The sequence below is a fragment of the Roseateles sp. P5_E1 genome (genome assembly GCF_054049335.1).
Window position 1 is genome coordinate 1 of record NZ_JBFUMN010000017.1, and the last position, 25,699, is coordinate 25,699.

Here is a 25,699-nt window from a genome sequence, read left to right on the forward strand (position 1 = left end):
GCGGACAGGTGGTGCGGTGGATGCCATTGGTGACAAGGACAGCAGCGAGAGCGCAGCGGRTCGCGTGAAGGCGCCGTCCAGTTCCGAGCAACGCGAGCGCTCCATCCTGCTCGAGTGCGGATTGCGTTGAGCGCTCCTCTTTTGGTGACTTTTCTCTGGCGCGTCAGAGAAAAGTTACCCGCCCTCGCGGGGCGGATTCCCGCGGCACTGCACACGAGTCATAAGGACCTCTGCAAAGACATCCAACAAATGAAAACGTACCCGGCGCTAACCGCCCTCATCCCCCTGCTGATCGCCACCACCGTCCTCGCCGCCCAAGCCGAGCTCAGTGCCGACGAGATGCGCAGCGCCGAAGACACGCTGCGCGATCTCGACTCCAACGTCAGCCTGCAGAACCGCAAGGCCCTGGACGAGGCGCGTGAACTCGCGCGCTTCTTCCAGCAGGTCGGCGCCCACTACACGGCTCAGCCCGATGCCGCCCGCGGCGTCGACTTCGCGCGCAAGTCGCAGGACCACGCCAAGGCCATTGCCGCCGCCGTCGAGGCCGGCAACTACGACGCCGCGCAAGACGCACTCAATGACCTGACGCGCAGCTGCAAGGCCTGCCACGAGGTCTACAAGACCAAGAAATGAAGAAGCAAGCTCCCTTCCTCATCTCCATCGCCCTGCTCGTTGCGCCGCTCTGCCACGCCGCTTCCAAGCTGGACCTCGGCATCTGGATGCGCTCCATCGACCACAAGTCGGTCAGCGTGCAGAAGGCCCTCGGCGCCGGCCGCCACGACGAGGCCGCGGTCGATGCCCAGGCCCTGCAGAAGCTCTATGCCGACATGACGGCCTTCTTCGAGAAGGACTACCCGGCCGCCGATGCGGTCGGCTTCTCGCGCGAAGGCGAGCGCCAGGCCGCCGCCATCACCACGGCGCTGGCCGCTGGGGATGTCGCCAGCGCCAAGGGCGCCGCACGCGCCATCGCCCTCGCCTGCAACGACTGCCACGACCCCTACAAGCCCCTGCCATGAAAAAGACCCTCGCCCTTTCCCTGCTGGCGCTCGCCGCCAGCGCCCACGCCGCGTTGAAGCCCGGTGACGCAGCGCCCGACTTCCAGGCCACCGCAGCCCTGGCCGGCAAGACCGTCGACCTGCAACTCAAGGATGCCCTCGCAAAAGGCCCCGTCGTCGTCTATTTCTACCCGGCCGCCTTCACCGGCGGCTGCAACCTGCAGGCGCACGAATTTGCAGAGAACCTGGCCCGCTTCACGGCCGCCGGCGCCAGCGTCATCGGCGTGTCGGGTGACGGCCTCGAGCGCCTGCGCGAGTTCTCGGCCGACCCCGAGACCTGCGCCGGCAAGCTCGCTGTCGCCTCGGATGCCGACGGCCACATCGCCCGCGCCTTCGACATCGCCACCACCGCGACACCGCCCGGCCGCAAGACGACCAAGGGCCAGGACATCACTCACGCCCGCGCCGAGCGCACCAGCTTTGTCCTGAGTCGCGAGGGCCGCGTCGTCGCCACCGTCGGCGGCCTGGCGCCCGCGGCCAACGTGGCCGCCGCGCTTGCCGAGGTCGAACGCCTGGCCGGCCGCTGATCCCTTCCCCAACCACCCACCACAACGATGAAACGACTCCTCATCATCACAGCCGCACTGCTCGCCAACACCGCCCAGGCCCAGCAGGCCCCCAAGCCCGAGCAGCTCATCAAGTGGCGCCAGTCGGCCTACCAGGTCATCGGCTGGAACACCGGCCGCGTCAAGGCCAACGTCGACGGCACGTACAACAAGGACGACGTCATCCGCGCAGCCAACACGATTGCCGCGGTTGCCAACGGCGGCCTGCCCTCGCTGTTCCCGGCTTCCACCGAAACCGGCAAGGGCTGGCATGACACCAGCGTCAAGCCGACGCTCTTCAGCGACGCCGCCGGTGCCGCCGCCGCCCAGGCCGCCTTCGGCAAGGAAGCCAATGAGCTCGCGCGCGTCGCCCAGGGCGGCGACGTGGCCGCCATCAAGGCCCAGCTCGCCGCGCTGCAGAAGACCTGCAAGGCCTGCCACGACGACTACAGGAACAGCAACTGATGAAGGCTCTACTTTGCTCCGCCGCCCTGCTCGCCGCTGTCGGCGTCCAGGCCCAGACCCCGCCTGCAGCGGCCGCCAGCGCGCCGCCGCCGCCACCCTTCACCTTCTTCGTCACCAGCACCGGCGGCGGCAACGGCGCCAACTACGGCGGCCTCCAAGGCGCCGATGCCCATTGCCAGAAGCTCGCCGAGTCCGTGGGCAACCCCTACAAGACCTGGCGCGCCTACCTCAGCACGCAAGGCGCCGGCGCTGTCAACGCCCGCGACCGCATCGGCAAGGGCCCATGGACCAATGTGCGCGGCCAGGTCATCGCCCGCGACGTCGGCCACCTGCACGGCGACACGCTGGAGCAGGCCCAACTCGGCAGCAACCTGACCCGCAACACGGCACTCACCGAAAAGGGCGAGCGTCCCAAAGCCGCTGGCGACACGCCCAACGAGCACGACATCGTCACCGGCTCCACGCCCGAAGGCCGTGCCTTCCCCGAGGGTGCCGACAAGACCTGCCGCAACTACTCGTCGGGCGCCGAGGATGGCTCGGTGCAGCTCGGCCATTTCGATCGCACCGGCGGCGGCAATGCCTCCTGGAACTCCGCCCACGCCAGCCGCGGCTGCAGCCAGCCCAAGCTGGTAGCGACGGGTGGCGCGGGCCTGCTCTACTGCTTCGCGGCCAACTGAAGATGTAAAGGCCGGTGGCGCCCGCCATCGCCTTCTTCAATGGACCGACCGGTTCAGGGCAGGGAACTCAGCGCCTCGGCACGGGTCAGGTAAGCGCTGAAGATCCTGTAGAGGGTGCCGTCCGCCCGCATGGCCGCGACGGCATCCTGGATCTTGCGGGCGTCGCTTTCGCGGACCCTGGCCTTGGAAAGCGCGAAGCCCGCGGCGTAGTTGTCGTCCGGGAAGGCATCGATGACCGTGACCCGGCCCTCCAGCTTGCTGTCCGCAAGAATTCGCCCCCACACGACAGGTTCGGACAGAAAGGCCGCGTCACGCCCCAGCGCGACGAGCCTGGCCGCCATGTTGGCGTCGGCGTACTCGTCCACCCGCCCCTGCTGGCGCAGCTTGGCGATCCACTGGTCCCACTGCGGGCCGTGTCTGAATCCCTTGACGACCGCCAGGCGCAGATCGCTGTGCTCGGCGAACGCCTCCAGCGTAGGGACCGGGTAGGGCAGGCCTTCGCGAACCAGCAGCCGGTTGCGCCCGCTCATGTAGATCACGAAGCGCGCAAACCCGTTGCGCTCGTCCGTCTCGATGGCCGACACCGTCATGTCAAGGCTGCCACGGGCCAGGTCGGCCCAGGTGCGGACCCGGGCGTCCACGAAAGTCTCGAACTTACAGCCGGTCCGACGGCCCACTTCATCGACGATATCGACGTCAATGCCCGCCGTGCTCAGCCCCGCACGCCGAAAGGCCAGCGAACCATATTCGTACAAGGCGACACGGTACGGCCCGCACGCGACCGGCTGCGCCAGTGCTTGCACGCTGGCTGTGGCCAACCAACCAGCCGTCACCCACATCCTGACCTTGCCCATGCCTTCACTGCCCATCAAAGCTGGGCCAAGTATCTATTGGCGGCGGGGAGGAGGCGCATGGAGCCGCATTCGCTGACATCTTTGGCCTTGCCCGTGATTGAAACCGTGGAGGGCGGCTTAGCGACTGCGGACAATCAGCAGCACAAGGAGCCGAGAACCCCATGCGCATGATCCTGGTCACGTTGCTCTCGCTGCTAAGTCTGTCGCAGGAGGCGGCTGCCTGCAGCGTTTTGCCAAGTTGGCGCCCGCCCACGGTGGAGACTGCGCTGAGCCAAGCTGCGGTCGTGCTTCAGGCGAAAGTCATTGCGGTGCAGCGTGAAGCAGGAGTGTCTTTGGCAACCGTGTCGGTTGAGCACGTGCTTAAGGGCAAGTATTCAGGCCACATTGTGGAAACAGGCGGCGGCAGCCTCTGTGGGATAGGCACTTTCAACGTTGGTCAGACCTACGTGCTCTTCTTTGAACAGCGCGGAGAGTGGTGGGTTAATGCGCTCGTGCAGCCTCATGCCACGGCGGTGCTCGGGTCGCGTCGTCTGGACGCGAGTGAAGTGATTCCAGCCGTCGCTGCGATCTCGAAGCAAATTGGCGAGGTGCCTGGCGTTTGGGTGCCAGAAACCCAGTGGGATTTGCCGGCGTATAAAACGACGTTGTCCCACTTGAAGCTACTGGCGGAGCGTGAGCAGGAATACCAGCTACAACTTAGGCATCGGACTTGGTTGGTGTGGGCTGGCCTGGCGCTCGCGCTGATGGCGGGCTTCGCAGGAGCAGTTGGTCTTCGCAGCCGGAGGCTGCGTGCCAAGCGCCGCGCATTGGGCAGCACGTTTGAACGGCCTTCGGACCAGTAGCGCGAGATGCCCGCTTCCAGCCTTTATTGGCGCTCTGTGCTTTGCTGTTCGTACTGAACCGGGTCGGGTTGGTGCGTGCAATGTTGGGAATAACTCGTTCGCACTCGTTTGCGCCGCCGTTCTTGGCCGGCATCCTGGCCAGCGTTCTTCTTGCCCTTACCCCAACGATGAGGCCAATGCCTACTGGGCGTTGCCGCAGGTGCTTGATCCAAGCATAGCCTTCATGATTTCTTGCCTGGGGGTGCAGAGGGTCACACGGCGCTTCCATTGGAAGCGTTGACTGAAGCGGCGGGTCCGCTATCAGCCGAGGCTGTGTGAGAACGCGTCAACGGACCTGCGAGCGCCCCGCCGGATTGCACCCGTCACGACGGCTGCCTCAGGATCTTCTCCATCGCCCTGCCCTTGGCGAGTTCGTCGATGAGCTTGTCCAGGTAGCGCAGCTTCTGCATCAGCGGGTCTTCGATCTCTTCCACCCGGATGCCGCACACCACGCCCTTGATGAGGGCCACGCTGGGATTCAGTGCCGGCGCCTGGGCAAAGAAGGTCTCGAAGTCCGTGGACTGGTCAAGTTGCTGCTGCAAGCCTGCGGCGTCATAGCCGGTGAGCCAATGGATGATGCGGTCGACCTCATCCTTGGTCCGGCCCTTGGCCTCGGCCTTGCGGATGTACAGCGGGTACACCCTGGCAAAGGGCATGCTGAAGATGCGGTGGCCGGCCATCGTCATTGCTCCTGCGGATTCAAGGGGTCGACGGGCGATGCTGACACAAGCACCGTTCTACAGGCCGCGGTCGGCTTCACTTGGCGACTCCCCGCACCTTCATCGTGTGCGTGAGGCTCATCCGGTCGATGTCGTCGATGGACATGATCGGCGCATACATCAGGTCGGTTGGGTCGGTGGTCCGCGTCCAGCCCAGCTTCATCTCGCCGACGATGCGCATCAGCATCTTCTGCAGGCGCAGACCGATGAGCTCCGCCGACGCGGGCTTGCCGTCCTTGCTGGCTCCCAGTCGGGCCAGGGACAGCACCGAAGTGCGGGCCATGGGGCTGTGGGCCGAGTACTGGAACCGGAAGTTGCGCTCGCGCGAGTTGATGTCCCGGTCCGTGACCACGATGAAATAGGTCCGCGGGCCGGCGTCCTGCAGCCGTTTCGCGAGCGTTGTACCAAAGGCCAGATAGTCCTCGACCGCGTACTGTTGGGTGCCGGGGATGGGGTCGGCCACGCCCGAGGGCATCAGCAGCGAGGCCTTGACCCACACACCGGCTTCCTGTGTCAGCGATCGGGCGACGCCGGCCGCGAACTGCTCGGGAATGCCGTCGGTGGGGATCACGTACAGCGCCACCGCGTCCACCGGGCTGGATGGCACGAGGCGGTCCGGCTGCGCGTTCGCCAGCAAGGGGATGAGCAGCGAGAGCAGGAGGACGCGACGGTGCATGCGATGCCTGGGTCTGGGGGTGACGGGTGGCTGGCATGGTGCCACGACCCAAGATGCGCTGGAAGCGTGTCCAGGCAGGCGTAACCTCCGCTTGTCAACACTTGGCACGGCGCTGCTGGCGCGCGAACATGCCCGGCGACTTGATGCAAACAAAGCGGCAGGAGACAAGCATGCTGGTGCAGACAACCCCCTCGGGCCCGCGGGCCGAGCGCATGGACGAAGTCGTCAAGCTGGTGCGCGCCAAGACCAGCGCCGACCAGCGCGAGACGCTGGCGGATTTCGTGCAGCGCTACTTCGGCCAGGTCGACCCGCAGGAGCTGGCCGAACGCCAGGTGGCCGACCTGTACGGCGCGGCGGTCTCGCACTGGAGCTTTGCCCGCAAGCGCGAGGTCGGCCGCGCGCGGGTGCGGGTGTTCAACCCGACGATTGCCGAGCACGGCTGGCAGTCGACCCACACCGTCATCGAGATCGTCAACGACGACATGCCCTTCCTCGTCGACTCGGTGACGATGGAGGTCAATCGCCACGGGTTGACGCTGCACCTGATCATCCATCCGCTGATGGCGGTGAACCGCGACGGCGACGGCACGCTGCAGGGGATGGCGGCCGACGGTGTGCGCGAATCCTTCATCCATGTGGAGGTCGACCGCATTCCCGAGCCGGCCCGGCTGGACGCCCTCGCGGCCGACGTGAGCCGCGTGCTCGACGATGTGCGCTCTGCCGTGGCCGGCTGGCGCGCCATGCGCCAGCGCATGCAGGACATCGTCGATGAGCTGGAGCAGCAGGCGCCGCCGCTGCCGGCCGACGAGTTGGCCGAGGGCCTGGACTTCCTGCGCTGGCTGGGCGACAACCATTTCACCTTCCTGGGCTACCGCCGCCACGGCCTGGCCAGTGTCGACGGGCAGGACGTGCTGACCGTCGTACCCGATTCGAGCCTGGGCATCCTGCACGACGTGGCCTCGCTGGATGCGGTGGCCGCCTTTGCCGCCCTGCCGGCCGAGGTGCGTGCCCAGGTGCGCCGGCCCGAGCTGCTGGTGGTGACGAAGTCGACTGCGCGCTCCACCGTGCACCGGCCGGGCTACCTGGACTACGTGGCCGTCAAGCGCTTCGGCCCCGACGGCGCAGTCGTCGGCGAGGACCGCTTCCTGGGCCTGTTCACCTCCACTGCCTACAGCGCCAACCCGGCCGACATCCCGCTGCTGCGGCGCAAGGTGGCCGACGTGGTCGCGCGCGCCGGCTTCACGCCGGGCGGCCATGCCGGCAAGGCCCTGATCAACATCCTCGAGACCTATCCGCGTGACGAGCTGTTCCAGACCAGCAACGACGACCTGCTGCAGACGGCGGTGGGGATCCTGCACCTGGGCGAGCGCCAGCGCTTCCGCCTGTTCGTGCGGCGCGACCCCTTCCAGCGCTTCCTGTCCTGCCTGATCTACGCGCCGCGCGAGCACTACACGACCGAGTTGCGCCAGAAGTGGYAGGCCATCCTGCTGCAGGCCTTCAACGGCAGCGGCTCGGAGTTCAACGTGCACCTGTCGGAATCGGTGCTGGCGCGCATCCAGATGACGATACGCACCCAGCCGGGCCAGATCCCCGCCTTCGATGTGCGTGAGCTGGAAGCGCGCCTGGCCTCGGCCGCGCGGCGCTGGGACGACGACCTGAAGACGGCGCTGGTTGAGGCGACCGGCGAGGCCCGCGGCATCCAGTTGCTGCGCCAGTTCGGCAGCGCCTTCCCCGCCTCGTACCGGGAAGAGTTCGAGGCCCGCGCGGCGGTGCCCGACGTCGAGCTGATGACTCGGCTCACTGATGCCGAACCGCTGGGCATGAACCTGTACCGCCCGCTCGAGGCGCCGCCCGGCCATCTGCGCTTCAAGCTGTTGCGCCGCGGCGAGCCGCTGACGTTGTCGAACAGCCTGCCGATGCTGGAGCACATGGGCATGAAGGTGCTCGACGAGCATCCCTATCGCATCGCGCCGCTGGACTCGGCGCCGATCTGGATCCACGACTTCGGGCTGATGGGCAGTGCCGACGCCGAGGTGGAAGTGGCCGCGCTGCACCATGTGTTCGAGAACGCCTTCGCCGCCGTGCTGCGTGGCGAGGTGGAGGACGACGACTTCAACCGCCTCGTCGTGGCGGCACGCCTGACGGCCGAACAGATCGTCGTGCTGCGCGCCTATGCCAAGTACATGCGGCAGATCGGCTTTGCGCTGTCGCAATCCTTCATCGAGGCGACGCTTGCTGCGCACGCGCCAATCGCCGCCCAGCTCGCCCGTCTTTTCGAATTGCGCTTCGACCCGGCCGGTGGCGCCAATGCCGAAGCCCAGGCCGCGGAGCAGGTCAAGGCCATCACGGCCGCGCTGGAACAGGTCGAGAACCTGTCGGAGGATCGCGTGCTGCGCCAATACCTGGCGCTGATGCTCGCCACGACGCGCACGAACTTCTGGCGCCGCGATGCGGCAGGCCAGCGGCGCAGCTTCCTGTCGTTCAAGTTCGATTCGTCCAAGGTGCCGGGCCTGCCCGCTCCGAGGCCGATGTTCGAGATCTTCGTCTACTCGCCCCGCTTCGAAGGCGTGCACTTGCGCGGCGGCCGGGTGGCGCGCGGCGGCCTGCGCTGGTCGGACCGGCCGGAGGATTTCCGCACCGAGGTGCTGGGCCTGGTGAAGGCGCAGATGGTGAAGAACACCGTCATCGTGCCGGTGGGGTCCAAGGGTGGCTTCGTGCTGAAGAAGGCGCCGCCATCCAGCGACCGCGAGGCCTTCATGAAGGAAGGCGTGGCCTGCTACCAGAACTACCTGCGCGGCCTGCTGGACATCACCGACAACCGCGTGGGCGACAAAATCGTGCCGCCGCCGCAGGTGCGCCGCTATGACCAGGACGACCCCTATCTGGTCGTCGCCGCCGACAAGGGCACCGCGACCTTCTCGGACTACGCCAACGGCATCAGCAAGGAGTACGGCTTCTGGCTCGGGGACGCCTTCGCTTCCGGTGGCTCGGTCGGCTACGACCACAAGGCCATGGGCATCACGGCACGCGGCGCCTGGGAGTCCGTCAAGCGGCACTTCCGCGAGATGGGCGTCGATACGCAGACCACCGGCTTCACGGTGGCCGGCGTSGGCGACATGTCGGGYGACGTGTTYGGCAACGGCATGCTGCTGTCGMRSCACATCCGCCTGCTGGCGGCSTTCGACCACCGCCACATCTTCCTGGACCCGACCCCCGATGCGGAAAGCTCGTTTGTCGAGCGCGAGCGCATGTTCAAGCTGCCGCGCTCATCCTGGGCCGACTACAACGCCACCCTGATCTCGGCGGGCGGCGGCGTGCATGCGCGCAGCGCCAAGTCCATTCCGATCACGCCCGAGGTGAAGCAGGCGCTGGGCATCACCGCCGACACAATGACGCCGACCGAGCTGGTCAACGCCATCCTGAAGGCGCCGGTCGACCTCATCTACAACGGCGGCATCGGCACCTATGTGAAGGCCGCAACCGAAACCCACGCCCAGGTCGGCGACCGCGCCAACGACGCGCTGCGTGTCAATGGCGGCGAGTTGCGCTGCAAGGTGTTTGCCGAGGGCGGGAACCTCGGGTGCACGCAGCGCGGGCGCATCGAGTACGCGCTGGCCGGTGGTCGCATCAACACAGACGCCATTGACAACTCGGCCGGCGTCGACACCTCCGACCACGAGGTCAACATCAAGATCCTGCTCGGCCTGGCCGTCAGCGAGGGCGAGCTGACCGAGAAGCAACGCAACACGCTGCTGCCGCAGATGACCGACGACGTCGCCGCGCTGGTGCTGCGCGACAACGTCTTCCAGACCCAGGTGCTCTCGGTCACTGGGCATATGGCGCCGCAGCTGATGGACGCACAGGCGCGCTTCATGCAGTACCTGGAGAAGGCCGAGCGGCTGGACCGCGCGATCGAATACCTGCCGTCCAACGAGGAGATCGCCGACCGGCGCGGCAAGGGCCTGGGGCTGACCAACCCCGAGCGCGCCGTGCTGCTGGCCTACAGCAAGATCTGGCTCTATGACGAGCTGCTCGGCTCCACGCTGCCCGACGACCCCTGGGTGTCGACGGCGCTGGGGCGTTACTTCCCGGCGCTGCTGCAGGACAAGTTCAGCAGCTATATGCAGCGCCACCCGCTCAAGCGGGAGATCATCGCCACGCACGTCACCAACAGCATGGTCAACCGGGTCGGCAGCACCTTCGTGCACCGCCTGCTGGAGACCACCGGCGCGCGCGCCTTCGAGATCGTGCGCGCCTACCTGCTGAGCCGCGAGATCTTTGGCATGGTGAGCCTGTGGCAGGGCATCGAGGCGCTGGACAACAAGGTGGCCGACGAGCTGCAGTCGCGCATGCTGATCGACACCAGCCGCCAGCTTGAGCGCGGCACCAAGTGGTTCCTGCGCTCCAACCGCCTGGTGGACGACATGGGCGCCACCATCGAGCACTTCACGTCCAACGTCACCAAGCTCGCCGCGCGCCTGCCGCAGCTGCTGGATGCCGACGAGCGTGCGCGCGTCGACGCTGCGGCAGCCAGCTACATCGCCGGCGGCGTGCCGCGCGAACTGGCCGAGCGCGTGGTCACCTTCGGCACRCTGTACGCGACGCTGGACATCGCCGAGATCGCCGGCAGCGCCCGTTGGCCGGTGGAGCTGGTGGCGGCCATCTACTTCGACCTTGCGAACCGCCTGGGCATGCCGTGGCTGCGCGACAAGATCACCGCCCTGCCCGGCGACCAGCACTGGCAGATGCTCGCCAAGGGCGCCATGCTCGACGATCTGTGGGGCCTGCAGCGCTCCATCACCGGCGCGGTGCTGGCCGGCGGCGGCAACCACGATTCGCCCGACGCCCTGGTCGAGGCCTGGCAGGCCAGCAACGGCCGCACCATCGAACGCGCGGAGCAGTTGCTGGGTGAGCTGCGCGCGGTGCCGGCGCCGGACGCGGCGATGCTGTCGGTCGCGTTGCGGGAGTTGCGTGGCTTGACCTAGGCATCGCGTTTGCCGTGGCTGGTCGACATGGCTGCAGGAGATCCCGATGAGCCCTCCCTATTCCAGTGACGAACCACCCCGCGCCGAGGTCGACGCCATGGCTGGCAGCACCGTGCTCGAATTCGGCGCCAACTGGTGCGGCATCTGCCAGGCCGCGCAGCGAACCATCGGGGATGCGCTGGCAGAGCACGCACCGCTGCGCCACCTGAAGATCGAGGACGGCCCCGGGCGGCCACTGGGCCGCTCCTTCCGCATCAAGCTGTGGCCGACGCTGGTGATGCTGCAAGACGGGCGGGAGGTCGCGCGCGTCGTGCGGCCCGGCGGCACGCGCGAGATCGCCGAGGCGCTGGCCCAGCTCAGTTGAAGAACTCGAGCAGGATGGGCGCCAACGCCTTGGCGCTGACATCATGCGCCTGGCCTTCGACCACCCGGCGCTGGGCATTCGGGATGGCCTTGGCCAGCTTGTCCGCCGTCGGCCGCATGAAGGGCATGGGACCGAGGCTGGCGCTGCCGTCCATGACCAGCGTGGGCGCCTTCACCTTGGCGGCGACGCCAACGGGCACGGAGCGATCCGCCCCCAGCACCGCGTTGTCATAGGCCAGCGTCGGCGCCATGGCCAGCATGCCCGGCCACGCGGGCGAGGCCTTCATTTTGGCCACCACGTCCTCCGGTGCGCCGACGAACTTCATGAACGACGTGATGGCCTCGGCACGCTGGTTGGCGGCCAGCAGCCCATCAAGCTTGGCCGTGAACGCTTTCCACTCCCCGGCGGCGCCTTCGGCCTCGCTGTAGGGGGCTTCATAAAGGGCCAGCTTCCTGACCTTGCTCCCCAGCGCCGCAGCCGCCTGCAGCGCCAGGGCGGCCCCCGAGGACTTGCCGTAGACATAGGCCGAGCCGCCGGCACTGTCGATGAGGGCATAGATGTCCTCGACCTCGCGCTGGACCGAATAGGGCTTGGTGTCGCCGCTGTCGCTCCGACCTCGCCGGTCATAGCTGTAGACCGTCAGGCGCGCCGCCAGCAGCTGCGCCAGCTCCGCGCCGCCCGCGCGGTCGGACAGCGCGCCACCCACCACGATGACCGCGGGGCCCTTGCCCACCTTGTCATAGGTGATCCGCGTGCCATCCCGCGACTTGGCTGTTTGCGTGGTTTTTCCCTTGTCGACGCCGGATGCCGTGGCCGGTGACTGGGCGTGGGCAAAAGCCACCAGCAACATGAGCGCGGCGAGATAGACCGATCGACTCAAGATGGGTGAAGTGCGCTGGATATTCATGTCGTTGACCTGGCCCGAATTGCCGATGAAAAGCTCCAGCAATCGGCGTGCCTACGGCGCCTGCGCGCAACCGCTTATTAACGCAAGGCAGGGCAGGACAGGCTCAGCAGTTTGTCGCCGCGGAACTTGGCAACGATCAATTCCGACGAGGTCTTGTAGGCGTGCCAGGTCGCGTCATCAGCGCCGACGATTTCCGGGTCGCCAAGCTGGAAGTACACCTCCGAGCGATCGTCGCCGGCCTTGATCCTTGAACACCTTTCAGCCGGATAAGCCCATGTTCCGCAGCTGCCGGACAGGAAACAGGACCGGGTGATGCAGGACTCTGCTGCGAGGCTCCACTTCCCGTCGGCCGCCTCACAGCGTTTCTGCGGGCGAGAGTAGGCCGTCGCAAAAATCAAGATCCCGAAAAAGACGCCTGTGACCAAATTAGCCACGAGCGCTGTGCGGTTGAGCATCTGATGACACCTCGAACGCCGGTCAAGCGGTGATGCTACTCAGCCCGGTACAAGGCCGGGCTCCCAAGAATCGCAGAATCGCTCCGGCAAGCGTCACCGGTGCCAATGGCTAGAACGTCAGCTTCACCGAGTCCGCGCTGCGCTGGGCCACGCCATGGAAGACCGCCTCGATGTTGTTGCCGTCGGGGTCGATGACGAAGGCGGCGTAGTAGCCCGGGTGATATTGCCGCTCGCCCGGCGCACCGTTGTCCTCGCCGCCAGCCGCCAACGCGGCCTTGTGGAAGGCATCGACGGCGGCTTTGCCCTTGGCCTGGAAAGCCAGGTGCACGCGCCCGGTCAGGTCGCCTTGCGCGGCCTTGCTGTCGGCGGTCGAAACGAAGAGTTCATCCGCCCAGAAGAAGCTGTCGCCGGTGCCACCGATGGGAATCTCCAGCACCTTGAAGACCGCCTCGTAGAAGCGCTGGCTGGCGGCCAGGTCGCGCACGACGAGTTGGATGTGGTCGACCAGCCGGCCGCGATGCAGTTCCTGGGTTTCCATGCGCGCTCCGTGCCATGGGTGAGTGGAAGAGCCATGTTAGGAGCCCGGCCCGCCCAAGAGTGTTTCAACAGGATTCAGGCCCGGTCGAGCCGACCCGTCCGTCCCACAAATCCGCAGTTCATCCGCGCGCGCCGGCGATTCATCGCCTGCCGCTCGCGGCGGGGGGCGCGTCTGCAGACACTGCAATCACTGACACAGCCAACCCCACCGGAGCCCACCATGAACACCGCCGCCAAGACCTTCGTCATCGCCATCGCCTCTGTGGCCGCCGCTGCCGCCATGGGCGTGGGCCTGGCCAACCACACCGCGACGCCGGCGACCGAGATCGTGAAGCTGGAGCGCGTGGTTGTGGTCGGCAAGCGTGCCGATGCGATGGTGGTCGCCAAGCTGCCGCGCGTCGTCGTCGAAGGGCATCGCAGCGCGCCGGCCGAAACGGCGGTAGCCGCAGCCCAGACGGCCGTCTGGCTTGTCTGAAACCCGCGCTGCTGTCAGTCACCCACCCGCCGCTGGCGGGTTTCTTTTTTTCGGTCTGCAGGCTCGATGTCGAAGTGCAGGACGTCTTCCCGGACGCCCAACTTGCTGTAAAGCGCAATCGCCGGGTCATCGCCGTGATCGGCCTGCACAAAGATGGCGTAGAAACCTCGAGCCGCGGCGAGCCGCTGCAGCTCTCGGATCATGGCTGTCGCGATGCCCTGCCGCCGATGGTGCTCGGACACCGCCAGGTCGTAGATGTAGAACTCCGAGCGCTGCTGCTCGAACTTGGGCAGCACGTAGCCTGCCAGTCCGCCCACCACATCGTCTCCATCCAGCGCGCAGATCGCGATGAAGGTCTGGCTGCTCAGCAGTTGGCTGAGATAACCGTCTTCCGGTTGCCACCTTGAGTAGGTCGACACGTCGTCAAAAGCTTGCCCGAGGAGATCAAGCATGCGGCGCATCAAGGGCAAGTCGTCTGCGCAGAGAACTCGGATGACCATGGTGCTGGACATTTTTAGATGTGGCCGCGTCATTCTGCGCCTCGCAAATAATGGAACCGATTCCATTTATCAACCCGGGAAAATACTGAAAGTGTCCAGCCCCCCAAGGATGCTCCCCACGCATTGTTGACAGGATCTCAGCCCGTCTTGGATACTTGATTGGAACCGGTTCCAATCTATAAACGGAGACAAGACGTGGCAAAACGATGGTTCGTGGGAGGCGCCGCCTCGCGCCTGGGCAGTTCCGCGCGTGACGCTTTACTCGGCGGCGTGATGGGCGCGGCGCTGCTGGCCGGTTGTGGCGGCGGTGGAGGCTCCGGCAGCAACGCAACCGTTCCATCACCCAGTACACCTCCTGTCACCAGCGAAGGCCTCACCCTGCTGAAAACCGACGGCACCCAGTGGGTCAACGCCAGCGGCAAGCAGGTCTTGCTCAAGGGCACCAACCTCGGCAACTGGCTGGTGCAGGAGTTCTGGATGATGGGCCAGGGCGGCAACGGCGTGACCGACCAATGCACCCTCGAAGCCAAGCTGACCGAGCGCTTTGGCTATGACGAGAAGGAGCGCCTGATCAAGCTCTTTCGCGACAGTTGGATCACCACGCGCGACTGGGACCAACTGCAGGCGTTCGGCTTCAACATCGTCCGCCTGCCCATCCTGTGGAGCGCCATCGAAGACGAGAAGAAGCCCAAGGCCCTGCGCGCGGACGCCTGGAAGTACCTGGACTGGAGCATCGCCGAGGCCAAGAAGCGCGGCATCTACGTGATCCTTGACCTGCACGGCGCCCCCGGTGGCCAGACCCCCAACGACCACACGGGTTGTGCCGGCCAGAACAAATACTGGACGGACGCGCAAGCGCAGGAGCGCACCAAGTGGCTGTGGCAGCAGATCGCGACCAGGTACAAGGACGAGCCTGTGGTTGCGGCCTACGACCCCCTCAACGAGCCCTGGGGCTCCACCGCCGAAGCCATGGTGGCGCGCGTCGAGGAGCTGTACAAAACCATCCGCGCCATCGATGACAAGCACATCGTGCTGCTGCCCAGCCACTACGGCAGCATCGACGGCTATGGCAACCCGACAGCCAAGGGCTTCACCAACGTCGCCTTCGAGATCCACCCCTACCCCGGCCTGTTTGGTGACAGGCCTGGCGATTCGCCCTACGCGATCCACCGCGACTGGCTGCGCTGCGGGTCGGCGGGCACCGCCGGTGTCTGCGCCTACAACAAGCAGGTCAGCGACCTGAAGATCCCTCTGCTCGTGGGTGAGTTTCAACCCTGGCAGGGTGCGGGCCTGGACCTGGGCGGCCAGATCGGCCGTGCCACCTACGACACCTATGCCAGCTACGGCTGGGCGTCCACCTCCTGGGCCTACAAACTGGTCAGCCCGGCGGGCGGCTCAGGCAAAGGCACCTGGGGCATGGTCACCAACGCCGTCAACAGCAACTTCGACACCGGCGTGGGCCTGGTGGCCAAGGCCAGCACCTGGGATTGCGCGGGCTGGGATTCCGGCTTCAGCAATGCCTGCGCGGTGAAGGCAGCAACCATCAAGGTGGGCGGCACCGGCCGCAAGACCTATTACTTCGTCATCAAGAGCGGCGCTTCGGGAGGCAGCAATCCCGATGTGAGCTTTGACAAGATCAGCATCACCAACACCGCCACCAATGCCGAGCTCATCACCAACGGCGGCTTCGGCTCGAACACCGGCTGGACCGAGCTGACCATCAGCGGCAAGTTGAACCTGGACTTCAACGCATCGGCCGCGGGCAAGAGCCCGACCGGCAGCGAAGGCGCCGTCTTGCGCGTGACCCGCCCGGACGGCATCACCGGCGAAATCAATGGCGGCGTCTACCAGGCCATCATCCTCGAAGGCGGCCAGACCTATGCATTGAACGGCGTATTCAAGGACAACGGCAGTGCCAACACCTGGGCCGAGATGTACCTGCTCGACAAGGAGCCGGTGCAGGGCAAGGACGTCATCGACATGAATGGCAAGGTGGATTTCACCACCGCCACCGTGGCTGAAATTGAAGCCCTGTTCAAGAGCTACGCCACTCAGGCGTATGACGTGCACTCAGGCCTGGCCCAGTGGATGGTGAGCAGCACCGCGCCGGAAGTGTTCCAGTTGCCGGCGCGCCCCAGCAGCCTGAAGCTGACCGAAGGCAATAACAGCAACGCGCTCAGTTGGAACGCAAGTACCGATGCCAAGGTCACAGGCTACAACGTGTATCGCGCGATCGGCGCCGGCGGCGCTTTCGCCAAGCTCGCCGAAAAAGTCACCACCGCCACCTACACGGACGCCACCGCGGCCACTGGCACGACCTATTACTACGTGGTGACTGCACTGACCGCGGCCAACGAAAGCTATTACAGCGACGCCGCAAGCACCGCCGTCCTCGCGGTGCCGGTACCTGCGACCCTGCAGGCTGAGGCCTTCACGGGCATGAACGGCGTCCAGACCGAGACCTGCACCGACACCGGCGGCGGCCAGGACGTCGGCTACTTTGATCCCGACGACTACATCGAATTCAAGATCAACGTGGCCGCCGCTGGCAACTTCACGATCGACTACCGCTTGGCGAGCGCCAATGGCAGCACCGGTTTTGAAGTCTGGGTTGATGGCGCCAAAGCTGTCGATGTCATGGCCGTTCCCAACACCGGCGGCTGGCAGACCTGGGCCACCCAGACCAGCACCCCCTTCGCCATGGCGGCCGGCAACCACACCCTGCGCCTGAAATCCATCGGCAAGGAGTGGAATCTGAACTGGCTGAAGGTGAACGCGCAGTAGGGATCTCCAGACGAAGTCAATCTCCCGATCCTCACCGGCGCATTGGGCCGGTGGAGGCGGCGACCCCATGGCTCGCCGAGAGGCTCATGAGATGATCTCATCGCTCTGTTTGCGGCCTTCGAGATCCTGCTGCGACACGACCGCGACCGTGTATCGCCCGACATTCAGCAAGCGCATGACGCCGCGATGCGCCTTGTCTGCCAAGCGTGAAGTGGCATAGGGGTCGAGCATCTTGACAGGGTAAAGACCCTCTCCGTCGACGACCTCGACCCAGTGTGCGTCGTTTTTTCCGGTCGTCATCCTCTTGATTCCTCTCGGGTGTTGAGCTGCCTCGCGCAGGGCTGCCATGACCTGAACTGTGCAGACCTTCGGTGAGGTCGGTATGAGGTCAGTGTGAAGTTCCAGGACGCAAGGCAGACGCCGGCCTGCATGAGCCCCCTAGAACCTGAGGCTGCCGCCCACACCCCCACAGGCCTACGCTTCGCCACTTGTCATTGCCAAGCCTGGAGGCGCTCATGCCCACCTCGCGAATCGCGCTGGCCCTGTCGGGCGCCCTGTTGCTGGCCGCGGCCGGCATCGTTCAGGCCAACACCCTTGCGCCGGCCGCCGTGGCCGGCAAGGTGTCCTTCAACTTCGAACCACCAGCCGCCATTCAGGTCGACGGCTTCGGCAGCTTCCCGCTGCTCGGCCCGGGCGGCCAGGTTCGGCTCGACGCATCGCCCCTGCCCAGCCCATCGTTGTACGCCGAGGTCGGGGTTGGCCCCGGCTTCACCGGGCGGGCCAGCGCGCAACTGACCTACCAGATGCAGGTCGTCGCCCCACCGGGCGCGGACCCGAATGCGGATGTGGGCGTGAACGCCGCCGTGGCCGGGCGGGTGCTGGGCTCGTCGAACAATGTCGACCCCTTCGCCGGCTTTGCGATGAAGGCGCAATGGCTGCTGGAAGACGTGAGCCTCGGCCTACAGCCGGTCTTCAGCGACGGCATCGAAACTGGCGCGCTGCAGGGCAGCTTCAATCAGAGCTTCGACCACGACGTCGCGCTGTTGCTCAAGCCCAGCCATATCTACCGCGTGACGCTGGTTGCCGACGCCTTCGCCGGCGCTTCGTCGGGGCCCTGGGCCATTGCCACCGCCTATATCGACCCCGTGTTCACCTTCGCCGGCGGCGTCGGCCCGGGCTACGCATTCGAGTTCAGCGCGGGCATCGGCAACGCACCCATCCCGGAGCCCGGTGCATGGGCGTTGCTCACGGTGGGACTGCTCGCACTCGGGCTCCGCATGCGCAGACGCGCCGGCTGACAAACTCAGCGCTGCACGCCCCAACGCCTCACCGTCAACCGCTCGACGGTGTCGAAGAGGAAGCGCTCGATCAGCCAGCTGATCAGCACGATGGTGGCCAGGCCGGCGAACACGCGGTCGGTCAGCGGCTCGTTGCGGCTCTGGAAGATGTACCAGTCCAGGCCACCGCTGCCCGATGATGCGCCGAAGAAGAACTCGGCCGCGATCAGCGTGCGCCAAGCATGATCAGAACGGCTTGTCGCCCTCGATGGTGGTGCGGTGCAGGCGGCGACGCATCTGCGGTGGGCAGCCGGCGGCCAGGTGGGTGACGGAGCGGTTGTCCCAGAACACCATGTCGTGGGGCAGCCATTGGTGGCGGTACTGCAGTTCGGGCCGCGTGCCGTAGGCAAACAGCTCGGCCAGCAGATTGCGGCTCTCGTCCTCGGAAACATCGACGATGCGGGTCGTGAAGTGCTCGCTGACGAAGAGGCCGAGGCGCCCCGTCTCCGGATGGGTGCGAACGACAGGCTGCACGACAGGCTTGACCTGTGCGACCTGCTCGTCGCTGAGCTTGGGCCGCCACGGGCTGCGTTCGCGCAGCTCCTCGTACTTGGCGAGGTAGGAGTGCTCAGCCTTCAGGTGGCGCACGCGTTGCTTCAGCTCGGGCGGCAGCGCCACCCAGGCCGCGTGCTGGTCGGCAAACAGCGTATCGCCGCCTTCCTCCGGCAACTCCTGGGCCAGCAGCATGGAGCCCAGGCTGGGCTTCTCCTTGTACGACAGGTCCGAATGCCAGAAGTAGCCTGCATCGCCGAGGCCAACCGGCTGGCCGTTCTCGACGATGTTGGAGACGATGAGGATCTCCGGGTGGCCCTTCAGGTGGAACTGGTGCAGCACATGGATCTCCAGCGCGCCAAAGCGGCGGCTGAATTCGATCTGCTGCTCGGGCGTGATGCGCTGGTCGCGGAAGACCAGCACATGGTGGTCGAGGTGGGCGCGGTGGATGCGGCGGAAGTCTTCGTCCGCCAGCGGCTGGCTCAGGTCCAGGCCCACCACCTCGGCGGCAAAGCTGTCGGGCAGTGGGCGGATCTCGACTCGGGTGAGCGTGTCCGTACTCATCATTCAAGCCCTCGCCAACCGGCGCACCACCGACACGAAATGGTCGATCTCGTCGCAGGTGTTGTAGAACGCGAATGATGGCCGAACGGTCGCTTCCACGCCAAACCGGCGCAGGATGGGTTGGGCGCAGTGGTGGCCGGAGCGCACCGCGATGCCCTCCTCCGCCAGCGCCTTGCCCACCGCTGACGTCTCATGGCCCGCCAGCACGAAACTCAACACGCTGGCCTTGTCGGCCGCGGTGCCAATGAGGCGCACGCCCGGGATGGGGCGGATGGCCTCGGTCGCGTAGGCCAGCAGGTCATGCTCGTAGCGGGCGATGTGGTGCAGACCGATGCGCGAGACGTAGTCCAGCGCAGCGCCCAGACCGGCCGCGTCGGCGATATTGCCGGTGCCAGCCTCGAAGCGCGCCGGCGCCGGCTGGAACACCGTGCGCTCGAAGGTCACGTCGGCAATCATGTTGCCGCCACCCTGCCAGGGCGGAATCGCGTCCAGCACCTCCTTGCGGCCGACGACCGCACCGATGCCGGTGGGGCCGAAGATCTTGTGGCCGCTGAAGATGAAGAAGTCGCAACCGATGGCCTGCACGTCCACCGCGAGGTGGGAGACCGACTGCGCGCCGTCCACCAGCGTCGTCACGCCCTGGCGCTGCGCCATGCCGACCAGCTCCTGCACCGGCACCACCGTGCCCAGGGCATTGCTGACCTGCGTCACGGCGAGCAGCTTGGCGCGCGGGCTGCCAATGAGCTTCTGCGCCTCGCTCAGGATGACCTGGCCGGTGTCGTCCACCGGGATCACGCGCAGATGCGCGCCCTTGCGCGCGGCGAGCTGCTGCCAGGGCACGATGTTGGCGTGGTGCTCCAGATGGGAGACGACGATCTCGTCGCCCGCACCGATGTGCTGCTCGCCCCAGGTGTTGGCCACGAGGTTGATGGCCTCGGTGGCACCGCGCACGAAGATGACCTCATCCGCCGAGCGCGCATTGACGAACCTGGCCACCGTCTTGCGGGCACCTTCGTAGGCATCCGTCGCGCGCGCGGCCAGAGTGTGGGCAGCACGGTGGATGTTGCTGTTCTCGTGCTCGTAGAAGTAGCTCAGCCGGTCGATGACGGCCTTGGGCTTCTGCGTCGTGGCGGCGTTGTCGAACCAGACCAGTTGCTTGCCGTTGACGCGCTCCGACAGGATGGGGAAATCCCGGCGGATGGCGTTCACGTCGAAGGGCTGGCGCTGGCCTTGCAGCACATGCTTGTTCGGCAGTTCGCCAGCGTGATGACCTGCGGCGCCGGGGTGGCGTGGCTGCAGGTCCAGCACGTAGAGCGATGGCTGCTGAGACACGCTCGAAGGCTCGACGAAGTAGTAGCCCGAGGGCACGGCTTCGCGTTGCGACGGCGAGATCTGCTGAGGTACGCCCAGCAGCTGGCCGCCGGCGCGGCCGTCAATGCCGGGCACGCTGGTCAGCAGCACGTCGGGCACGCCATTGCCAGCTTGCGCGTGGGGTGCCCGGGCGGGTGACGGGCGCAGCAATGCGGCGACGTGATCCGGGCCGGTGGGCGCGAGGTTGAGGCCGGGCGCCGCTGCGCCGAAGCCGCCGAACTGGGTGGTGGTGGGCTGGGGCAGCGGGCCGCTCGGCAAGCCGGGCGGCAGCGGGTTGGCGGGCACATTGAGGCCACCAGCGGACTGCACCGGCTGCGCTGAAGGCAGCGACCCTGCATTCAAGCTGCCGAACAACTCGTTGGCCAACCGGCCCAGCGCCGCGACGTCGAATGGGCTCTCGACCACGTCAGCGGTAGGTGTCAGGGTACTCATGGTACTTGCCCACTTCCACGTCTTCGAGCACGGCCAGCGCGTCGTCGCTGTGCACCGCCAGCGAGCAATACAGGCTGATCAGGTAGGAGGCGATCGCGTTGCGGTTGATGCCCATGAAGCGCACCGACAGGCCCGGCCCCTGCTCACCCGGCAGGCCGGGTTGATACAAGCCCACCACGCCCTGGCGCTTGTCGCCCACGCGCAGCAGGATGATGCTGGTCTTGCCGTCGTTGACGGGCACCTTGTCGCTGGGAATCAGCGGGATGCCGCGCCAGGTCAGGAACTGGCTGCCGAACAGGCTGATGGTGGGCGGCGGCACGCCGCGCCGCGTGCACTCGCGGCCGAATGCGGCGATGCCCAGCGGGTGGGTCAGGAAGAAGGCGGGCTCCTTCCAGACCTTCCCGAGCAGGTCGTCCAGATCGTCCGGCGTGGGCGCGCCGGTGAGGGTGGAGATGCGCTGCTCATCCGCGACATTGGCCAGCAGGCCGTAGTCGGGGTTGTTGATCAGCTCGGACTCCTGGCGTTCCTTGATCGTCTCGATGACGATGCGCAGCTGCTCCTTGATCTGGTCGTGCGGGCTGCTGTAGAGGTCGGACACGCGGGTGTGCACGTCCAGCACGGTGGCCACCGCGTTCAGGAAGTACTCGCGCGGCGCGGCGTCGTAGTCGGCGAAGGTGACGGGCAGCTCGGCCTCGTCGCGCTTGGCGCAGGCGACCTTGACGGCCTCGGGGTCGGCCACCTTGTTGAGGCGGTAGATGCCGGCCTCGACCGGAATCCACTGCAGCAGATGCGTCAGCCAGCGCGGCGTGATGGTGGAGAGCTGCGGGACGGTTTTTGTCGCGTTCGCAAGCTGCCGCGCGGCAGTGTCGCTGAGCGCGAGTTGAGGGGTGTCAGCCATGGGAAAAGGGCTCCTGGGGGCGGTGGGTGGGATGAGGAAGTCAGGCGCTCAGCGCCTGGAAGGCTGAGTTCGGATCGGCTTGCGAGGCCGCCTGGGAAATGCGGCTTTGCGGCGGCAGGCTGCGCGTCAGCCAGACATTGCCGCCGATGACCGAGCCGCGGCCGATGGTGATGCGGCCGAGCACGGTGGCGCCGGCGTAGATGACGACGTCGTCCTCGACGATGGGGTGGCGCGGCTGGCCCTTGTGGGCATGGCCGGCCTCGTCGGTCGGGATGCTCTTGGCGCCCAGCGTGACGTTCTGATAGATGCGCACACGCTGGCCCAGCACGGCCGTCTCGCCGATGACGACGCCGGTGCCATGGTCAATGAAACAACCCGCACCGATCTGCGCGCCAGGGTGGATGTCGATGCCGGTCTGCGCATGGGCGAGCTCGGCGATCACGCGAGCAATCAGCGGCAGCCCGAGACGGTACAACTCGTGCGCAAGGCGGTGGCTGATCAGCGCATGCAGGCCTGGGTAGCAAAGCAGCACTTCGTCGACGCTTCGCGCTGCCGGGTCGCCCTGGAAGGCGGCGATGACGTCGCTGTCCAGCAGTTCGCGCACGACGGGCAGGCGGGCGGCGAAGCGGGCCACGCGCTCGGCGGCGTCGTTGAAGGTCGGCACCTCGGTACCGCGCAGCCGCGCGTCATGGCCCAGCTCCAGCGCTACCTGCTGGCGCAGCCTGGAGAGCGCCGCGCCCAGCGTGTGGCCGACGTAATAGTCCTCGCCCTCGGGCTGAAGGTCGGGCGGCCCGAGGCGCATCGGGAAGAGCGCACCAGCCAGCTGCTGCACGACGACGGCCAGCAGCTCGCGCGACGGCAGCTCGCGGCCACCGGCGTCCCAGCGACGGTGCTCCTCGCGCCAGCGCCGGCGCGCGCCACGCAGCGCCGAGACGATGCTCGACAGCTCGTCGACCGTATCCATCAGTCCTGCACCCAGGGCAGGCTGTGGAAACGCCAGCCATTGAAATGGCCGCGCTGCTGGTGATCGTCGCTGTCGCCTTCAAAGCCTTCCTGCACATTGAAGACATTGGCCAGCCCGGCCTTGGTCGCCGCCTCGGCAGCCAGCGCCGAGCGCTTGCCGCTGCGGCACAGCAGCAGCACCGGCAGCTCGTTGCCGGATTTGCCGCCCACCTTGGCGTCCAGCTCCTTGGCGAAACGCGGGTTGCGGTTCAGCGAGGTGCCGGTGGCCCAGGCCACGTGCAGGCTGCCCGGCACATGGCCGACGAAATGCCGCTCCTCGGCGCTGCGCACATCGACCAGGACGGCTCGGCCCGCCTGGACCAGGGCCCAGGCATCGCGCGGCGCGACGCTGCCTGCGAAGGGCAGCACAGCGGCCTGGGCAGCCTCGCGGGCGCGGGCCAGGACTTCGGGTTCTTCAAAAGCAACGGTGCTCATGTCGGCTCTCATGCGAAAACCGAGCAAGGCTAGGGTTCAGGGCTTCTTCGGCAAACGAAGCAAAACGCGAACAGTTATGCGGTTTGCACGCAAGGCCCTCAGGCAAAGAAAAAGCCCTTCGACCGGCGCACCGGTTCGAAGGGCTGAATCCACCCTTGCGGGAGGAGGAGACAAACAAGGAAGTCTCAACCGTAATGCCAGAGCGGCGGGCGTGGCAGTCAACTTGGCGACTGATTGGATGACCAAACCGTCATGAGGTATGAGCTGCGGTTAAGTCTTCAGCCGCCCAGCCGCCCGATCCACCATCGGATCATCGCCCTGGCATCCCCAATCTTGATGAGCAACCGCCCTTGACCTGGGAAACCCTGTGGGCCGATCGCCACTCCATGGCCTGATCGTCAGCCGCGAAGCAACGCAGCTTCATTCAAGGGGCACTCATGAACTCAAGCCAGACTCACTGGACCCGCGCGGCCATGCAGCGCACGACCTTGGTGTTGGCTGCGGGGTTGGCGCTGGCCGCAACGCCAGCTACGGCGGGTACCGTCGTCTACGACAGCTTCGACACGCCCGGCTATTCCCTGGCCAGCTATGGCGCCAAATGGGTCAACCCCTATGGCCTGGGCGAAATGGCCCTCGGCGACACGCGCGACTTCTCGGGCGGCAGCTTCGCCATCAAGGCCCCGGTCTTCCAGACGGGCTATGACTTCAGCGTCTACGACCACCTCAAGTACATCGCCACCAGCAGCCAGGCCTTCGCCGTGCCCACCGGCGGCTCGCTGACCTTCTCCTCCACCATCAGCGCCACGGCTCACAACACCCAGGCGGCGGGCCGCGTCATCAGCGGCAGCTACATCCAGAGCGGCCTGCCCTATTCGGCCACGGCCCTCGAAGGCCAGCAGGCTGGTGCGGTCATGAACATGATCGATTTCTCCACCGGCCAGCTGTTCGACTGGTTCATCTCCGGCTCGACCGCCTTCACACTGATCGAGCGCCTGCCGTCGTCGGTCACCAACCCGGCGCTGTTGCCGGGCGATCCGGGCTACGTCGGCATCGACAAGATGTACACGCAGATCATCAAGCAGATCGACATCGGCCCCGGGCCGCACACGGCTTCCATCAGCTACAGCGATGCCGGCAGCGTCAGCTACTTCCTCGACGGTGCACTGGTGTCCCAGGTCGACAACGTCGGCATCCCGCTCGACCAGCAGGGCGCCAACTGGTCCGGCGTCTATCCGTCCTATGGCCCGGGCGAGGCCCTGGGCGGCAAGATCCACAACCTGACCATCGGCCACGGCCTCTTCAGCCTGCTCGACGCCTTCCCCTTCCAGCACCCCGACCGACCCGACCTGGCCGTCTCCGTCCCGGTGTCGGAACGCCTATTCGGCCAGGGCATGGACGCGAGCTTCGACAACTTCACCGTCACCTCGGTGCCCGAGCCGGGCAGCTGGGCGATGCTGGTGGCCGGCTTGATGGGGGTCGGCGTGGCACTGCGGGGCCGGCGAACGGTCCCGGCCTGAGGCAAGCGCCAGAAAAATCACGACAGCCCCGGATCGCATGACGTATGATGATCGTCATGCGAAATACAGCAAGCAACGCCAGAGCCGCGGCCAAGGAGGCCTCGCACGAACGCATCGTGTCGGCCGCGGCACGAGCCATCCGCCGCAGCGGCTACGACGGCACGGGCGTCGCCGACATCATGAAGGAGGCCGGGCTGACCCACGGCGCCTTCTACGCCCATTTCCCGTCCCGCGAGGCCATGCTGGCGGAGGCGGCCGGGCTGGCCTGTGCCCAGGCAGCCGCCGCCGTGGCTGACGCCGTGGCCCACACGCCGCCCGACAAGACCCTGGAGACCATGCTGCACGCCTACCTCTCCAAGGCCCACGTCGAGCAGGTGGAACTCGGCTGCCCACTGGCGGCCCTGGGCTCGGAGACATCCCGCCAGGCTCCCGAGGTGCGCCGGGTGACCACCCGCCACATCAAGGCGATGGTGGACCTGATTGCGCGCCAGTCGCCTGATTGGGGGCAACCCGCAGCGCATGAACACGCATTGGTGACCCTGGCGACCATGGTCGGCGCCCTGCTGCTGGCACGCGCCGTTGACGAACCTGCACTGTCGAGCAGCATGCTCGACGCGGCGCTGAAGCGCCTGGCTCCCACCCATCCCTGAACCCTCACCGATGCAGTCGGCCTTTTGTTCGCACTTAAGTATGACGAACATCATGCGAGTAAAGATTCAAACCTTCCTGACCCGCCGCGCACCGCGTACGCCGGCGAGTTCCTGACCTCTTC

General features: G+C 66.5%; 26 protein-coding genes and 1 pseudogene. 13 read left to right on the forward strand and 14 right to left on the reverse strand.

The genetic code is table 11. The features are described from left to right. The first annotated feature begins 249 nt into the window (after positions 1 to 249). Genes ACXJKJ_RS15180 through ACXJKJ_RS15200 form a run of 5 tightly spaced genes read left to right on the forward strand, consistent with a single transcriptional unit; the run spans position 250 to position 2,742 of the window. Positions 250 to 633 carry a hypothetical protein gene (locus ACXJKJ_RS15180; protein ID WP_457390766.1) on the forward strand — a complete coding sequence of 128 codons (384 nt, stop codon included), beginning with the start codon at positions 250 to 252 and terminating at the stop codon, positions 631 to 633. Beyond that, complete coding sequence (locus tag ACXJKJ_RS15185) at positions 630 to 1,016, forward strand: hypothetical protein (protein ID WP_056193084.1); 387 nt, start codon at positions 630 to 632, stop codon at positions 1,014 to 1,016. Before ACXJKJ_RS15180 ends, ACXJKJ_RS15185 begins: the two co-directional genes overlap by 4 nt. Then, positions 1,013 to 1,582 (forward strand): peroxiredoxin, encoded by a 570-nt coding sequence (locus tag ACXJKJ_RS15190; RefSeq protein ID WP_457390768.1) that lies wholly within the window; start codon positions 1,013 to 1,015, stop codon positions 1,580 to 1,582. Before ACXJKJ_RS15185 ends, ACXJKJ_RS15190 begins: the two co-directional genes overlap by 4 nt. Before the next feature lie 27 nt (positions 1,583 to 1,609). Continuing rightward, a complete protein-coding gene (locus ACXJKJ_RS15195; RefSeq protein WP_457351572.1) occupies positions 1,610 to 2,065 on the forward strand; it encodes a c-type cytochrome in 456 nt (151 codons plus the stop codon). Next, on the forward strand, positions 2,065 to 2,742 hold the full coding sequence (locus ACXJKJ_RS15200; protein ID WP_457351574.1) for a lectin: 678 nt from the start codon (positions 2,065 to 2,067) through the stop codon (positions 2,740 to 2,742). Before ACXJKJ_RS15195 ends, ACXJKJ_RS15200 begins: the two co-directional genes overlap by 1 nt. Positions 2,743 to 2,795: 53 nt before the next feature. Here the strand turns inward: ACXJKJ_RS15200 and ACXJKJ_RS15205 are convergent, their stop codons facing one another. Continuing rightward, positions 2,796 to 3,611, reverse strand: a complete 816-nt coding sequence (locus tag ACXJKJ_RS15205) for a substrate-binding periplasmic protein (RefSeq protein ID WP_457390769.1) — start codon at positions 3,609 to 3,611, stop codon at positions 2,796 to 2,798. 146 nt (positions 3,612 to 3,757) lie between these two features. Here ACXJKJ_RS15205 and ACXJKJ_RS15210 point away from each other — a divergent pair, with 146 nt between their 5' ends. Continuing rightward, a complete protein-coding gene (locus ACXJKJ_RS15210) occupies positions 3,758 to 4,438 on the forward strand; it encodes a hypothetical protein (protein ID WP_457390770.1) in 681 nt (226 codons plus the stop codon). A gap of 362 nt (positions 4,439 to 4,800) precedes the next feature. On the opposite strand, the gene ACXJKJ_RS15215 is transcribed toward ACXJKJ_RS15210, so the two are convergent. Together ACXJKJ_RS15215 and ACXJKJ_RS15220 are read right to left on the reverse strand one after the other, a co-directional pair. Next, on the reverse strand, positions 4,801 to 5,157 hold the full coding sequence (locus tag ACXJKJ_RS15215) for a DUF2200 domain-containing protein (protein ID WP_056193150.1): 357 nt from the start codon (positions 5,155 to 5,157) through the stop codon (positions 4,801 to 4,803). 76 nt (positions 5,158 to 5,233) lie between these two features. Next, complete coding sequence (locus ACXJKJ_RS15220) at positions 5,234 to 5,872, reverse strand: zinc metalloprotease (RefSeq protein ID WP_056193099.1); 639 nt, start codon at positions 5,870 to 5,872, stop codon at positions 5,234 to 5,236. A 170-nt stretch (positions 5,873 to 6,042) separates the two neighbouring features. Between ACXJKJ_RS15220 and ACXJKJ_RS15225 the strand changes: the two genes are divergently transcribed. Together ACXJKJ_RS15225 and ACXJKJ_RS15230 are read left to right on the forward strand one after the other, a co-directional pair. Beyond that, on the forward strand, positions 6,043 to 10,857 hold the full coding sequence (locus ACXJKJ_RS15225) for an NAD-glutamate dehydrogenase (protein WP_457390771.1): 4,815 nt from the start codon (positions 6,043 to 6,045) through the stop codon (positions 10,855 to 10,857). A gap of 46 nt (positions 10,858 to 10,903) precedes the next feature. Continuing rightward, entirely contained in the window at positions 10,904 to 11,221 is a 318-nt protein-coding gene (locus ACXJKJ_RS15230) for a thioredoxin family protein (protein ID WP_457390773.1), read from the forward strand. Here ACXJKJ_RS15230 and ACXJKJ_RS15235 read toward each other — a convergent pair. From ACXJKJ_RS15235 to ACXJKJ_RS15245, 3 genes are all read right to left on the reverse strand, one after another. Continuing rightward, entirely contained in the window at positions 11,214 to 12,170 is a 957-nt protein-coding gene (locus ACXJKJ_RS15235) for an alpha/beta fold hydrolase (RefSeq protein WP_457390775.1), read from the reverse strand. The two genes, ACXJKJ_RS15230 and ACXJKJ_RS15235, sit on opposite strands and share 8 nt — an antisense overlap. 35 nt (positions 12,171 to 12,205) lie before the next feature. After that, positions 12,206 to 12,583, reverse strand: a complete 378-nt coding sequence (locus tag ACXJKJ_RS15240) for a hypothetical protein (protein WP_457390776.1) — start codon at positions 12,581 to 12,583, stop codon at positions 12,206 to 12,208. 109 nt (positions 12,584 to 12,692) lie between these two features. After that, positions 12,693 to 13,121: a VOC family protein gene (locus ACXJKJ_RS15245; RefSeq protein WP_457390777.1), complete on the reverse strand. Its 429-nt coding sequence runs from the start codon at positions 13,119 to 13,121 to the stop codon at positions 12,693 to 12,695. Positions 13,122 to 13,340: 219 nt separating this feature from the next. Between ACXJKJ_RS15245 and ACXJKJ_RS15250 the strand changes: the two genes are divergently transcribed. Further along, the gene (locus ACXJKJ_RS15250; protein ID WP_056193108.1) at positions 13,341 to 13,595 is read left to right on the forward strand and encodes a hypothetical protein; all 255 of its coding nucleotides are present in this window, start codon (positions 13,341 to 13,343) and stop codon (positions 13,593 to 13,595) included. 14 nt (positions 13,596 to 13,609) lie between these two features. Here the strand turns inward: ACXJKJ_RS15250 and ACXJKJ_RS15255 are convergent, their stop codons facing one another. Beyond that, positions 13,610 to 14,095 carry an AAC(3)-I family aminoglycoside N-acetyltransferase gene (locus tag ACXJKJ_RS15255; RefSeq protein WP_157281161.1) on the reverse strand — a complete coding sequence of 162 codons (486 nt, stop codon included), beginning with the start codon at positions 14,093 to 14,095 and terminating at the stop codon, positions 13,610 to 13,612. A gap of 195 nt (positions 14,096 to 14,290) precedes the next feature. On the opposite strand from ACXJKJ_RS15255, the gene ACXJKJ_RS15260 reads away from it, so the two are divergent. After that, positions 14,291 to 16,879, forward strand: coding sequence for a cellulase family glycosylhydrolase (locus ACXJKJ_RS15260; protein WP_457390779.1), 2,589 nt, complete (start codon positions 14,291 to 14,293; stop codon positions 16,877 to 16,879). Between the two features lie 84 nt (positions 16,880 to 16,963). Here ACXJKJ_RS15260 and ACXJKJ_RS15265 read toward each other — a convergent pair whose 3' ends face one another. Further along, complete coding sequence (locus ACXJKJ_RS15265) at positions 16,964 to 17,227, reverse strand: hypothetical protein (RefSeq protein WP_457390780.1); 264 nt, start codon at positions 17,225 to 17,227, stop codon at positions 16,964 to 16,966. A gap of 167 nt (positions 17,228 to 17,394) precedes the next feature. Between ACXJKJ_RS15265 and ACXJKJ_RS15270 the strand changes: the two genes are divergently transcribed. Then, complete coding sequence (locus ACXJKJ_RS15270; protein WP_457325798.1) at positions 17,395 to 18,177, forward strand: PEP-CTERM sorting domain-containing protein; 783 nt, start codon at positions 17,395 to 17,397, stop codon at positions 18,175 to 18,177. Positions 18,178 to 18,182: 5 nt separating this feature from the next. On the opposite strand, the pseudogene ACXJKJ_RS15275 reads toward ACXJKJ_RS15270, so the two are convergent. The 6 genes and pseudogenes from ACXJKJ_RS15275 to ACXJKJ_RS15300 all read right to left on the reverse strand — a co-directional run. After that, a pseudogene (locus ACXJKJ_RS15275) lies at positions 18,183 to 18,398 on the reverse strand (ABC transporter permease); the annotation flags it as partial. 4 nt (positions 18,399 to 18,402) lie between these two features. After that, positions 18,403 to 19,272 (reverse strand): TauD/TfdA dioxygenase family protein, encoded by an 870-nt coding sequence (locus ACXJKJ_RS15280; RefSeq protein ID WP_457390782.1) that lies wholly within the window; start codon positions 19,270 to 19,272, stop codon positions 18,403 to 18,405. A 3-nt stretch (positions 19,273 to 19,275) separates the two neighbouring features. Beyond that, positions 19,276 to 21,075 (reverse strand): family 2A encapsulin nanocompartment cargo protein cysteine desulfurase, encoded by a 1,800-nt coding sequence (locus tag ACXJKJ_RS15285; protein WP_457390784.1) that lies wholly within the window; start codon positions 21,073 to 21,075, stop codon positions 19,276 to 19,278. Beyond that, entirely contained in the window at positions 21,050 to 21,973 is a 924-nt protein-coding gene (locus tag ACXJKJ_RS15290; protein ID WP_457390785.1) for a family 2A encapsulin nanocompartment shell protein, read from the reverse strand. Before ACXJKJ_RS15290 ends, ACXJKJ_RS15285 begins: the two co-directional genes overlap by 26 nt. Before the next feature lie 40 nt (positions 21,974 to 22,013). Continuing rightward, entirely contained in the window at positions 22,014 to 22,937 is a 924-nt protein-coding gene (gene epsC, locus ACXJKJ_RS15295; RefSeq protein ID WP_457390786.1) for a serine O-acetyltransferase EpsC, read from the reverse strand. Next, the gene (locus ACXJKJ_RS15300; protein ID WP_056193954.1) at positions 22,937 to 23,410 is read right to left on the reverse strand and encodes a rhodanese-like domain-containing protein; all 474 of its coding nucleotides are present in this window, start codon (positions 23,408 to 23,410) and stop codon (positions 22,937 to 22,939) included. The genes epsC and ACXJKJ_RS15300 overlap by 1 nt, the downstream gene beginning before the upstream one ends. 437 nt (positions 23,411 to 23,847) lie before the next feature. Between ACXJKJ_RS15300 and ACXJKJ_RS15305 the strand changes: the two genes are divergently transcribed. Next, a complete protein-coding gene (locus tag ACXJKJ_RS15305) occupies positions 23,848 to 24,927 on the forward strand; it encodes a DUF6081 family protein (protein ID WP_457390787.1) in 1,080 nt (359 codons plus the stop codon). Positions 24,928 to 24,971: 44 nt separating this feature from the next. Continuing rightward, entirely contained in the window at positions 24,972 to 25,577 is a 606-nt protein-coding gene (locus ACXJKJ_RS15310; protein ID WP_457390788.1) for a TetR/AcrR family transcriptional regulator, read from the forward strand. Positions 25,578 to 25,699 lie beyond the last annotated feature (122 nt).

What these genes read in the sequence shown, in the direction of transcription:
- ACXJKJ_RS15180 (WP_457390766.1), top strand. Translation starts at nt 250, where the DNA reads ATGAAAACGTACCCGGCGCTAACCGCCCTCATCCCCCTGCTGATCGCC.
- ACXJKJ_RS15185 (WP_056193084.1), top strand. Translation starts at nt 630, where the DNA reads ATGAAGAAGCAAGCTCCCTTCCTCATCTCCATCGCCCTGCTCGTTGCG.
- ACXJKJ_RS15190 (WP_457390768.1), top strand. Translation starts at nt 1,013, where the DNA reads ATGAAAAAGACCCTCGCCCTTTCCCTGCTGGCGCTCGCCGCCAGCGCC.
- ACXJKJ_RS15195 (WP_457351572.1), top strand. Translation starts at nt 1,610, where the DNA reads ATGAAACGACTCCTCATCATCACAGCCGCACTGCTCGCCAACACCGCC.
- ACXJKJ_RS15200 (WP_457351574.1), top strand. Translation starts at nt 2,065, where the DNA reads ATGAAGGCTCTACTTTGCTCCGCCGCCCTGCTCGCCGCTGTCGGCGTC.
- ACXJKJ_RS15205 (WP_457390769.1), bottom strand. Translation starts at nt 3,611, where the DNA reads ATGGGCAGTGAAGGCATGGGCAAGGTCAGGATGTGGGTGACGGCTGGT.
- ACXJKJ_RS15210 (WP_457390770.1), top strand. Translation starts at nt 3,758, where the DNA reads ATGCGCATGATCCTGGTCACGTTGCTCTCGCTGCTAAGTCTGTCGCAG.
- ACXJKJ_RS15215 (WP_056193150.1), bottom strand. Translation starts at nt 5,157, where the DNA reads ATGGCCGGCCACCGCATCTTCAGCATGCCCTTTGCCAGGGTGTACCCG.
- ACXJKJ_RS15220 (WP_056193099.1), bottom strand. Translation starts at nt 5,872, where the DNA reads ATGCACCGTCGCGTCCTCCTGCTCTCGCTGCTCATCCCCTTGCTGGCG.
- ACXJKJ_RS15230 (WP_457390773.1), top strand. Translation starts at nt 10,904, where the DNA reads ATGAGCCCTCCCTATTCCAGTGACGAACCACCCCGCGCCGAGGTCGAC.
- ACXJKJ_RS15240 (WP_457390776.1), bottom strand. Translation starts at nt 12,583, where the DNA reads ATGCTCAACCGCACAGCGCTCGTGGCTAATTTGGTCACAGGCGTCTTT.
- ACXJKJ_RS15245 (WP_457390777.1), bottom strand. Translation starts at nt 13,121, where the DNA reads ATGGAAACCCAGGAACTGCATCGCGGCCGGCTGGTCGACCACATCCAA.
- ACXJKJ_RS15250 (WP_056193108.1), top strand. Translation starts at nt 13,341, where the DNA reads ATGAACACCGCCGCCAAGACCTTCGTCATCGCCATCGCCTCTGTGGCC.
- ACXJKJ_RS15255 (WP_157281161.1), bottom strand. Translation starts at nt 14,095, where the DNA reads ATGGTCATCCGAGTTCTCTGCGCAGACGACTTGCCCTTGATGCGCCGC.
- ACXJKJ_RS15265 (WP_457390780.1), bottom strand. Translation starts at nt 17,227, where the DNA reads ATGGCAGCCCTGCGCGAGGCAGCTCAACACCCGAGAGGAATCAAGAGG.
- ACXJKJ_RS15270 (WP_457325798.1), top strand. Translation starts at nt 17,395, where the DNA reads ATGCCCACCTCGCGAATCGCGCTGGCCCTGTCGGGCGCCCTGTTGCTG.
- ACXJKJ_RS15280 (WP_457390782.1), bottom strand. Translation starts at nt 19,272, where the DNA reads ATGAGTACGGACACGCTCACCCGAGTCGAGATCCGCCCACTGCCCGAC.
- ACXJKJ_RS15285 (WP_457390784.1), bottom strand. Translation starts at nt 21,075, where the DNA reads ATGAGTACCCTGACACCTACCGCTGACGTGGTCGAGAGCCCATTCGAC.
- ACXJKJ_RS15290 (WP_457390785.1), bottom strand. Translation starts at nt 21,973, where the DNA reads ATGGCTGACACCCCTCAACTCGCGCTCAGCGACACTGCCGCGCGGCAG.
- epsC (WP_457390786.1), bottom strand. Translation starts at nt 22,937, where the DNA reads ATGGATACGGTCGACGAGCTGTCGAGCATCGTCTCGGCGCTGCGTGGC.
- ACXJKJ_RS15300 (WP_056193954.1), bottom strand. Translation starts at nt 23,410, where the DNA reads ATGAGCACCGTTGCTTTTGAAGAACCCGAAGTCCTGGCCCGCGCCCGC.
- ACXJKJ_RS15305 (WP_457390787.1), top strand. Translation starts at nt 23,848, where the DNA reads ATGAACTCAAGCCAGACTCACTGGACCCGCGCGGCCATGCAGCGCACG.
- ACXJKJ_RS15310 (WP_457390788.1), top strand. Translation starts at nt 24,972, where the DNA reads ATGATGATCGTCATGCGAAATACAGCAAGCAACGCCAGAGCCGCGGCC.